This is a genomic window from Stenotrophomonas sp. PS02289 (assembly GCF_029960115.1).
Taxonomy (GTDB): domain Bacteria; phylum Pseudomonadota; class Gammaproteobacteria; order Xanthomonadales; family Xanthomonadaceae; genus Stenotrophomonas.
Map to the genome: position 1 here is coordinate 1 of NZ_JASCOZ010000169.1, position 9213 is coordinate 9213.

Annotated in this window: 10 protein-coding genes and 3 tRNA genes; 3 read left to right on the forward strand and 10 right to left on the reverse strand. The window is 66.5% G+C overall.

Features of this window, described 5'->3' with window-relative positions:
• Positions 1 to 191 precede the first annotated feature (191 nt).
• Positions 192 to 1334, forward strand: coding sequence for an alpha/beta fold hydrolase (locus QMX83_RS17775; RefSeq protein WP_282297977.1), 1143 nt, complete (start codon positions 192 to 194; stop codon positions 1332 to 1334).
• 377 nt (positions 1335 to 1711) lie between these two features.
• Here the strand turns inward: QMX83_RS17775 and QMX83_RS17780 are convergent.
• From QMX83_RS17780 to QMX83_RS17825, 10 genes are all read right to left on the reverse strand, one after another.
• A tRNA-Arg gene (locus tag QMX83_RS17780) sits at positions 1712 to 1788 on the reverse strand.
• Positions 1789 to 1819: 31 nt separating this feature from the next.
• Positions 1820 to 1896 (reverse strand) — tRNA-Arg (locus QMX83_RS17785).
• Positions 1897 to 1949: 53 nt separating this feature from the next.
• Positions 1950 to 2026 (reverse strand) — tRNA-Arg (locus QMX83_RS17790).
• 61 nt (positions 2027 to 2087) lie between these two features.
• Positions 2088 to 2927 (reverse strand): alpha/beta fold hydrolase, encoded by an 840-nt coding sequence (locus QMX83_RS17795; protein WP_282297978.1) that lies wholly within the window; start codon positions 2925 to 2927, stop codon positions 2088 to 2090.
• Complete coding sequence (thiD, locus tag QMX83_RS17800; RefSeq protein ID WP_282297979.1) at positions 2924 to 3733, reverse strand: bifunctional hydroxymethylpyrimidine kinase/phosphomethylpyrimidine kinase; 810 nt, start codon at positions 3731 to 3733, stop codon at positions 2924 to 2926. The genes QMX83_RS17795 and thiD overlap by 4 nt, the downstream gene beginning before the upstream one ends.
• A gap of 22 nt (positions 3734 to 3755) precedes the next feature.
• Positions 3756 to 4427 (reverse strand): YoaK family protein, encoded by a 672-nt coding sequence (locus tag QMX83_RS17805; RefSeq protein WP_282297980.1) that lies wholly within the window; start codon positions 4425 to 4427, stop codon positions 3756 to 3758.
• Between the two features lie 30 nt (positions 4428 to 4457).
• Positions 4458 to 4955: a hypothetical protein gene (locus QMX83_RS17810; RefSeq protein WP_282297981.1), complete on the reverse strand. Its 498-nt coding sequence runs from the start codon at positions 4953 to 4955 to the stop codon at positions 4458 to 4460.
• Between the two features lie 5 nt (positions 4956 to 4960).
• Positions 4961 to 6358 carry a PhoH family protein gene (locus QMX83_RS17815; RefSeq protein ID WP_282297982.1) on the reverse strand — a complete coding sequence of 466 codons (1398 nt, stop codon included), beginning with the start codon at positions 6356 to 6358 and terminating at the stop codon, positions 4961 to 4963.
• 82 nt (positions 6359 to 6440) lie between these two features.
• Positions 6441 to 6920, reverse strand: coding sequence for a peroxiredoxin (locus QMX83_RS17820; protein WP_125361496.1), 480 nt, complete (start codon positions 6918 to 6920; stop codon positions 6441 to 6443).
• A gap of 80 nt (positions 6921 to 7000) precedes the next feature.
• On the reverse strand, positions 7001 to 7561 hold the full coding sequence (locus tag QMX83_RS17825; RefSeq protein WP_125361497.1) for a glycine cleavage system protein R: 561 nt from the start codon (positions 7559 to 7561) through the stop codon (positions 7001 to 7003).
• Between the two features lie 161 nt (positions 7562 to 7722).
• On the opposite strand from QMX83_RS17825, the gene dapA reads away from it, so the two are divergent.
• Complete coding sequence (dapA, locus tag QMX83_RS17830) at positions 7723 to 8616, forward strand: 4-hydroxy-tetrahydrodipicolinate synthase (protein WP_282297983.1); 894 nt, start codon at positions 7723 to 7725, stop codon at positions 8614 to 8616.
• A 29-nt stretch (positions 8617 to 8645) separates the two neighbouring features.
• Positions 8646 to 9161, forward strand: a complete 516-nt coding sequence (locus QMX83_RS17835; RefSeq protein ID WP_282297984.1) for a hypothetical protein — start codon at positions 8646 to 8648, stop codon at positions 9159 to 9161.
• Positions 9162 to 9213 lie beyond the last annotated feature (52 nt).

Sequence of the window (9213 nt, forward strand, 5' to 3'; positions counted from 1 at the left end):
GGCTTGCCCGGCTGCTCTTTGCGTGCGCCAACAGCAGCCGGGCAAGCCCGGCTCTACGGGGCCGGCAGCGGCTTGGCATCGCGCCAGCATGAACAATTCCCGCCTTGTCATGGTTCCGTCATCGAACTGCGGTAGAGCGCCCCGGCGCGGCCCCGTAATCTGGCCGGCCCTCGCGATGCATCTGCACCCCCATGAAGCGCCTCCTGCTGCCCTTGCTGGCCGGAGCCGGCCTGTGGCTGGCGGCCTGTTCTTCCATTGATTCCTCGGCGTCGTCCACCTCGCTCAGCGATCGCCTGATCGCGCCGGGCGGTGTGTCGACGCTGCTGGACATGCCGCGCATTACCGCCGCGGTGGACAGTGTGCCGAACCGTCATGGCGAGGTCATTGGCCGTGCGGGGATTCCGATCTTCTGGCGCGCGTTCGACCCGGGTCAGTACGGAGTGCAGTACCAGTACCTCGCGCAGGCGCACGACAATGGCCTGCCGCTGGAAACCGGTCTGCAGGTGCGCGTGCCCACGCCGTTCCAGCCGCAGGCACCGCGTGGCACGGTGGTACTGCTGCACGGCTGGATGATGAACGGCGATGCGATGCTGCCGTGGTCGCTGCAGTTGGCGCAGAGCGGCTACCGGGTGGTCACCATTGACCTGCGCAACCATGGGCATTCGGGCGCGGGCCCGTCCGGTTACGGCACGTTTGAGTCAGACGACGTCATCGACGTGATAGATGCGCTGCAGGCCAAGGGCGAAGTGCAGGGCCCGCTGTACCTGTTCGGCGTGTCCTACGGCGCGGCCACCGCGCTGTTCACGGCCGACAAGCTGGGCGACCGGGTCACCGGCGTGGTGGCGATGGAATCGTTCGCGAATGCGGGCGATGCGATCCGCAGCATGATTCCGCACCTGATGTCGCTGCAGCCGACCGCGTGGAAGGCGCAGGCGATGGCGGCTTACGGTCGCTGGCGTTACGGCGGTCAGGACATCAACGCGGTGATCGCCGCCGCCAGCCAGCGTCTGGACCTGGATCTGGACGAGGTTGACGTGACCCGGGCCGTGGCTGATACCCGTGCCTGCGTGTTGCTGCTGCACGGCCAGAACGACGCCCACGTGCGCGTGGACCAGGGCCGCAAGCTGGCTGCGGCCAGCGACCGCGTGCACTACATCGAACTGCGCGGCGAAGACCACATTACCCTGCCGCTGCGGCTGGATCTGCTGGGTGGCGTGGTGGATGACTGGCTGGCGCATGATGCGCACGTTGGTGGCCGTTGCCCGAGTCCGGAGCTTCCTGCCGAGGCAGACCGTTTGGCGATGGCGGCAGCGGTGGCCGCGCGTGCGGGTTGATGCCTGATTGCATGCGTTCCGTGCCGCCGGGCTTCGCCCGGCTGCTGCTGGATCTGTGCGAAAAGCCGGTGGCCCTGTGTTCTCTGGTTTGGCGGCTCGGGATGGGCGTTCCGGGGGACGCTGCAAGTACGTCCATGTAAGCTCGATCGCCGCATCCATGCGGCTCACGCCCCCTCCAGCCCACCCCGAACCGCCATCGACAGCGTGTCGGTGGCCATCGAAGATCAAAAGCACGTAGGCCTGGTAGCGTCGGTCGACAGACGACGGCCGCGAAATCCCCAACATCCGGTAACGCATGACCCCAGATCGACACCGCCGTTGATTTGGCATTGCAAAAAAAAACAGCAGCCGATGGCTGCCGTTCTTTTGCGATGCGATGGTGCGCCCGGAGAGATTCGAACTCCCGACCGCCTGGTTCGTAGCCAGGTACTCTATCCAACTGAGCTACGGGCGCATGTGCATCGTCAAGTTGTACGTGAATGTAATGGTGCGCCCGGAGAGATTCGAACTCCCGACCGCCTGGTTCGTAGCCAGGTACTCTATCCAACTGAGCTACGGGCGCATTTACATCACGTTGTACTACTGAAGACAGCGGCGGAGCTGTCAGCCTGTTGATGGTGCGCCCGGAGAGATTCGAACTCCCGACCGCCTGGTTCGTAGCCAGGTACTCTATCCAACTGAGCTACGGGCGCGTCAACAGGAGCGGAATTATGCGGATCGAGGCCCGATCCGTCAACGCCTTTGTGAAGACTTTCATTCAAATGAATGAAAAAGCGCCTGCACCACCGCCTCCGGCGACTTCATCCAGGCGAAGTGATCCGCACGCGTGCCAAGGGCCGAAGCGGGCACCACCTGCAGCTGTGAACGGACCTGTGGCAGCTTCGCCAGCAGGCCCTGCATCGAACCCGGCGGCGCGAACCAGTCCTGTTCCAGCACCACCGCCTGTGCCTGGCCTTGCAGGCCCTGCATCGAACGATCCAGATCGTCCGCCATCCCTACTGCCGCGTAGTGGTTGCTCAGGCCCACCCGCGCCCAGTCTTTGATCAATCCTCGCGCCTCGGTGCCGCCAAAACCCAGCCGGCGGCCGGGCAGGGTGCCCTGGCGCTGGGCCAGCCACGGCAGGAACCGGTAGACCAGCGGCAGCAGCCAGCCGCGCGGGGCCGGGAAGGTCCGCCAGTAGGGCGTGCCCGTCGCCACCAGCCAGAAGCGCTCGAACACAGATGGGTGCTGTCCCGCGAATACACAGGCCAGCTGACCGCCCAGGCTGTGTCCGCCGATGATCAGCGGGGCGGCTCCATGCAGGCGTACCGCCGCCAGGCTCGCCGGCAGGTCCTGCTCGAGAATCTCCCGATAGCCCCAGTCCACCGTGCGTGACGGGCGCAGGCTGCTGCTGCCATTGCCGCGCCATTCGTGCAGGAACACCGCCACCCCGCGCGCCGCCAGTGTGTCCGCGAACGCCTGGTAGTTGCGCGCCGAGACCCCCAGCGCCGGCAACCACAGCAGCTGCGCGCGCGCCTGGGCCGGGATCCGTGCGATCAGTTCAAAACGATGCCCGTCGTCGGCCTGGGCCGGAATCAGTACCGAACGCGTCATGCCGGACGCGCCGCGCCGAAATGGTCCAGCACCAGCACCTCGCTGCGCCCAGGCGTGTAGCCGCTCTGCAAGCCGCGCGCGACATAGTCGATGGCCGCTTCGCAGGCATTGGCCAGCGACAGTCCGCAGCACAGCTGCGCCGCGATCGCCGAGGCCAGTGTGCAACCGGTGCCATGCGCGTCCACCGGCAGGCGTGCGTGGATGAAGGCCTCAAAGGTGACCCCGTCGAAGAAGCGGTCCACGACCCGGCTGCCCTCGGCCAGGTGCCCGCCCTTCAGCAGCACCGCGGCCGCGCCCAGGTCGGTCAATGCGCTGGCCGCGTCTTCGGCCTCTTCGCCGTTGCGGATCTGGCGGCCCAGCAGCAGCTCCGCTTCCGGCGTATTGGGCGTCACCAGCGTGGCCAGCGGCAGCAGACGCGTGCGCAGCGCATGCAGTGCGCTGTCTTCCAGCAGCTTGGCCCCACTGGTGGCGACCATCACCGGGTCGAGGATGATGTGCGGCGGGCGATGCTTTTCCAATGTATCGGCGACCAGCGCGATCACCTCGGCATTGGCCAGCATGCCCAGCTTCACCGCATGGATATCGAAGTCGGCGAAGCACGCATCCAGCTGTGCCTGCAGGAAGTCCAGCGGCGGCACATGCACCGCGGTGACCCCGCGGGTGTTCTGCGCGGTCAGTGCGGCAATCGCCGAAAGGCCGTGCACGCGATGTGCGGCGAACGCCTTCAGGTCGGCCTGGATGCCCGCGCCACCGCCGGAATCGGAGCCGGCAATGGTCAGGGCGGAGACGGGAGTGGATGGGCTCATGCCGCGATTGTGCAGTGTTTGCTCAACGCGTGCGCAGCAGGGTCCATTGCCGGTACAGCACGTAGCCCAGTCCGGTGCACCCGGTAAGGGCGGCCGGAGCCAGCAGTGCCAGGTAATGCCAGCGCATGAACAGCCACGCGCCGATCACGCCGCCGGCCAGAAAGCCGCTGACGATCAATCCGCTCAGGGTCAGCCGTCGCATTGGCAGCGGCAGCCCACGCAGCAGGTGGCCCAGGCCGATGCCCAGGTCGGTGAACATGCCGCTCAGGTGGGTGGTGCGGACCACCGCGCCGCTGAAGGTGGTGGCCAGGGCATTCTGCAGTCCGCACGCCATCGCCGCCGCCAGTGCGCCCCAGATCTGCTGACGCTGGAACAACGGAATGGCGACCAGCAGCAGCGCCGATTCCAGGGTGAGTACAACCCCGTAGCGCCGGCCCAGCTGCAGCGTGCTGTCCTGCACGATCATGCCGCTGAGCATCGCGCCAAGGCAGAACGCGATCAGCAGGCCCCACAGGTGCCCGACCACGCGCCAGTCGCCCTGTGCCAGCGCCATGCCGAGCTGGCTGGTGGTGCCGGTCATGTGGCTGACCGCCTGGTGCTCGAAACCCAGGAAGCCGACCACGTTGACCATGCCGGCCACGCACGACAGCGCGATCGCGCCGATCCACACCCAGGCGGGCAGGCGGATGCTCATGCTGCGGCAGCAGCGTGTTTCATGGCTTGATCAGCGTCCGCCCGGCGGGCCGTTGAACTGCAGGTCCGAGAACTGGCCGCTGGCCGGATCGAACACCGCGCCCCAGAACTGCGCGCCGCCGTCGCAGACCCGGATCGCTTCGCGCGAAGGGTCGATCTCGCTGTGGTCGGGCAGGTGGAAGGCGTTGAGGTAGATCAGCTGGCGGCCGTCCACTTCAATGCCCACGTACTGGCGGTCGAAATCGACCACCTTGGGGATCTGCGCTTCCAGCGTGGGCAGCTGCGCTTCCAGCTGCTCGATCTGTGCGCGGCTGGGAGCCCAGTAACCACTGAGCCGCCCCGGCGGCTGGCCGGGGCTGGGGCGCGAGCAGGTATCCAGCACCTGGGCGGCAATCACCGGACGGGTGACCACCCAGGACTGGCCGGTCTTGATCGCGGTGGGGACCGTGGCCCCCGGTCGCGTGTTGGCAGGCGTGCAGGCGGCCGCCAGCGCAGCGAGCGCCAGCGGCAGCAGGACACGGAGTGACATGCGGATCACAACACCTCCGAAGCGTAATCGGCCAGGCGCGAACGCTCGCCCCGGCGCAGGGTGATATGCGCACTGTGCGGCCAGTTCTTGAAGCGGTCCACCGCGTAGGTCAGGCCCGAGGTGGTTTCGGTCAGGTACGGGGTGTCGATCTGCTCTACGTTGCCCAGGCAGACGATCTTGGTGCCCGGGCCGGCGCGGGTGATCAGGGTCTTCATCTGCTTCGGGGTGAGGTTCTGCGCCTCGTCCAGGATCAGATAGCGAGACAGGAACGTGCGCCCGCGCATGAAGTTGAGCGAGCGGATCTTGATCCGGCTGGCCAGCAGGTCGTTGGTGGCCGCACGACCCCAGGCCCCGCCCTCCTGCGGCTGGGTCAGCACTTCCAGGTTGTCGGTCAGCGCGCCCATCCACGGCGTCATCTTTTCTTCCTCCGTGCCGGGCAGGAAGCCGATGTCCTCGCCCACGCTGACCGTGGCGCGGGTCATGATGATCTCGCGGTAGCGCTGCTGGTCCATGGTCTGGGCGAGGCCGGCGGCCAGTGCCAGCAGCGTCTTGCCGGTACCGGCGGTGCCGAGCAGGGTGACGAAGTCGATCTCCGGGTCCATCAGCGCGTTCAGGGCGAAGTTCTGTTCGCGGTTGCGCGCGCTGATTCCCCACACCGCGTGGCTGCCGTGGCGGTAGTCGTTGACCAGCGACAGGGTGATCTTCTCACCCTCGACCTTGGCCACCCGCATTTCCACTTCGTCGTCACCGGGCAGGTAGACGTACTGGTTGGGGTGCCAGTCCTCGCTTTCAGTGGCGCGGATCTCGTAGGTGGTGCGGCCCTTGTCGCTCCAGCTGCGCAGGTCGTCGGTATGCAGCTTCCAGAAGTCTTCCGGCAACTGGGTGGCACCGGTGTAGAGCAGGCTGAAGTCGTCGAGCGCGCGGTCGTTTTCGTAGTCTTCGGAGACGATGCCGGCAATGGCGGCCTTGATCCGCAGGTTGATGTCCTTGGACACGAACACCACCGGGATCTCCGGGGTCTGTTCCTTCAGCGCCAGGATCGCGCCGAGGATCGCATTGTCCGGAATCACCGCGCCGAAGCTCTTGCCGGCTTCGAAGTGACTGGTCTGGAAGCGCAGCTTGCCGGCACTCTGCTTGCCGCGCAGCTGCAGGCCATTCGGGCGCTGCAGCGGAATGCCTTCGGCCAGGTTGTCCAGCCCGGAGGCTTCCACCAGTTCGTTGAGGAAGCGGCTGACCTGCCGCGCATTGCGGCTGGCTTCGGAGGTGCCCTTCTTGCCGTTGTCCAGCTCCTCGATCACCTGCATGGGCAGGTAGACATCATGCTCCTCGAATTTGAACAGCGCGGTCGGATCGTGCATCAGCACGTTGGTATCCAATACGTAGATGCGCTTGCCTCGGGTCATCGTCATTTCCTGGTGGCAGAACAGGGACAAGCCATCACGGCCTGCGGGGCAGGGTGATGGCCATTGGGGGGTACCGGGTAGCTCACTGGGTTTTCGCGGCCTTCAGGGCTTCAAGGACGGACTCTGCGTGGCCGGCCACTTTGACCTTGCGCCACGATTCCACAATACGACTGTCGGGCGAAATGAGGAAGGTGCTGCGTTCAATGCCGCGCACCTGCTTGCCGTACATGTTCTTCAGCTTGATCACGTCGAAGGCGCTGCACAGCGCTTCGTCGCTGTCGCTGATCAGCGGGAAGTTGAAGCCCTGCTTGGCGCAGAAGTTGTCGTGCGATTTCACCGAATCGCGCGAGACGCCGAACACCTGCGCGCCGGCGCGCTTGAACTTCGGCAGCAGTGCGTTGAAGTCGATGCCCTCGGTGGTGCAGCCGGGGGTGCTGTCCTTGGGGTAGAAATACAGCACCAGCCACTGGCCGGCGAGTTCGCCGAGGGTGGTGTGTTCGCCGCCTGACAACGCGAGGGGCAGGGAAAGGGTGGTGCTGTCCAGGGTGTCGCCGTTGTTCATGAGGTCCTTGTTCCGGAGCCTGGGGTACGTCTGCTACAACTGCATGAAACGCCGCGCGTCCGTGATGAACGCGCGAAAGTTCAGAACTTCATCGGATCCATGATCGCGTCCAGGTTCAGGTGGTCGCAGAATTCCAGGAAGTCGTCGCGCAATGCGGCGATGTGCATGTTGGCGGGCACGCCGATGGTGACCTGCGCGGAGAACATTTCCGCACCGGTCTGCATGGCGCGGTAACGCGTGCTCTGCAGGTTCTCGATGGTGATGCCCTGGCGGTCGAAGAAATCGGCCAGCTGGAACAGGATGCCCGGCTTGTCAGCGGCGATCACTTCCACGATGTAGGGCAGCAGGTTGGACTGCGCCTGCTTGGCACCGGTGCGGTACCACACCAGCTTCAGGCCTTCCTCGCGCTCCAGCCGGGTCAGCATGGCTTCCAGCTTGGCCACGGCATCCCAGGAGCCGGTGGCCAGCGCGGTCACCGAAACATCCCGGCCCACGGTGGCCAGGCGGGCATCGACCAGGTTGCAGCCACTGTCGGCGATGCGCCGGGTCACAGGCAGCAGGGGGGACTCCGGATGCGTCGTATAGGCGTTGATCAGGAGGTGGTTTTCGGTCGGCGCGGGCCGCGGCGTGGTGTCGGTCAAGGGGGTTCCGGTAATGCAGGGTGAGTCTGAACGGTGCCGAACGGCACGTTCGCCGGAGTCCAGCATACTTGCCCGCGCTTTCGGCCCGCAAGTAACATGCAGAAGGCATCCAGCCGGCGTCTGCGCGGCCTGCCTTTCCCCCTTCTTCCGAGCATTGTTCCTTGTCTCTTTCCGGTCTCATCACCGCGCTGGCCACGCCTTTCCAGGCCAATGGCGCATTGGATCCCGACGGTTGGCAGCGCCTGCTGCACCTGCAACTGGAGGGGGGCGTTCACGGCGTCGTCGTGGCCGGCTCCACCGGCGAAGCGGCGACCCTGTCCGACGACGAATATGACCAGCTGCTGCGCAGCGCGGTGAAAACCGTGGCGGGGCGCGTGCCGGTGATTGCCGGCACCGGACTGTCGGGCACGGCCAAAACCATCGAGCAGACCCGCCGTGCGGCCGCCAACGGGGCCACCCATGCGCTGGTGGTGACGCCGCCGTACGTACGCCCGACCCAGGCCGGTCTGATCGCGCATTACCGCGCGGTGGCCGACCAGGGTGGCCTGCCGGTCATTCTGTACAACGTCCCGGGCCGTACCGGGGTCGACATGCTCCCGGAGACCGTCGCTGAACTGGCCGGCCATCCGAACATCGTCGGCATCAAGGAAGCGGTGGGCGACAACGGTCGCGTGCAGGCGCTGCTGGCGCTGCGTTCGGCCGATTTCGTGATCCTCAGCGGCGACGATGGCACGGCAGCGCGCTCCATCCTGTCGGGCATCGATGGCCTGATCTCGGTGGGCTCCAACGCGCTGCCGGGGGCCTACCGGCGGATGCGCGACCTGGCGGCGGCCGGCGAGCGCGAGGCGACCGAGGCCTGGAACGCCCGCCTGGACCCGTTCCACGATTTCTGCGGGGTGGAGCCGAACCCGATTCCGGTGAAGGAACTGCTGCACCGGATCGGCATCGGCCACGGCCTGCGACTGCCGCTGCTGCGGCTGTCCGAGGCCCACCATGCTGCAGCCGAACACCTGGCGTCCGACATCGGGGCGCTTGAAGCACTTTCCAGCCACTGAACCGCAGTGGCCTGAACCTGGAGATTCACATGCGTCAATCTGTTTCCGCCATCCGCGTGCTGTCGTTCGCGATCCTGGCCACGGCCACCCTGGTGGGCACCACCGGCTGCTTCAAGCGCGGTGCGAAGGGCGACTACGCGCTGGCCCCGGAAATGCGTCCGCTGGAAGTGCCGCCGGACCTGAATGCACCGGGCAACCCGGCCGCACAGGTGCCGGCGCTGGCTTCGCAGGCGGCCCGTCCGGCACCGGCCCCGGCCGCTGACCCGGCCGCGGCCGGTGCAGGCTTCAACGTGGCCGGCAGCAAGGACGAGGTCTTCGCCAAAGTCGGCACGGCGCTGGAGTCGATGGGCGAGGTGACCATTGCCAGCAAGGCACAGCTGCTGGGCTCGTACGACGTGGCCTACGAAGACAACAACTTCCTGGTCCGCGTGGTCGCCGTCGAAGCCGGTGCCTACGTCTCCACGGTCGACCCGCGCGGCCTGCCGGCCACCGGCCCGGCCCCGACCAAGCTGCTGGCCGAACTGAAGGCCAAGCTTTCGCCGTAACCCTCCGGCGTTTGATTGCATGATCTACGTGGCGCCGGGCTCTGCCCGGCGC

What these genes read in the sequence shown, in the direction of transcription:
- QMX83_RS17775 (WP_282297977.1), top strand. Translation starts at nt 192, where the DNA reads ATGAAGCGCCTCCTGCTGCCCTTGCTGGCCGGAGCCGGCCTGTGGCTG.
- QMX83_RS17795 (WP_282297978.1), bottom strand. Translation starts at nt 2,927, where the DNA reads ATGACGCGTTCGGTACTGATTCCGGCCCAGGCCGACGACGGGCATCGT.
- thiD (WP_282297979.1), bottom strand. Translation starts at nt 3,733, where the DNA reads ATGAGCCCATCCACTCCCGTCTCCGCCCTGACCATTGCCGGCTCCGAT.
- QMX83_RS17805 (WP_282297980.1), bottom strand. Translation starts at nt 4,427, where the DNA reads ATGAGCATCCGCCTGCCCGCCTGGGTGTGGATCGGCGCGATCGCGCTG.
- QMX83_RS17810 (WP_282297981.1), bottom strand. Translation starts at nt 4,955, where the DNA reads ATGTCACTCCGTGTCCTGCTGCCGCTGGCGCTCGCTGCGCTGGCGGCC.
- QMX83_RS17815 (WP_282297982.1), bottom strand. Translation starts at nt 6,358, where the DNA reads ATGACCCGAGGCAAGCGCATCTACGTATTGGATACCAACGTGCTGATG.
- QMX83_RS17820 (WP_125361496.1), bottom strand. Translation starts at nt 6,920, where the DNA reads ATGAACAACGGCGACACCCTGGACAGCACCACCCTTTCCCTGCCCCTC.
- QMX83_RS17835 (WP_282297984.1), top strand. Translation starts at nt 8,646, where the DNA reads ATGCGTCAATCTGTTTCCGCCATCCGCGTGCTGTCGTTCGCGATCCTG.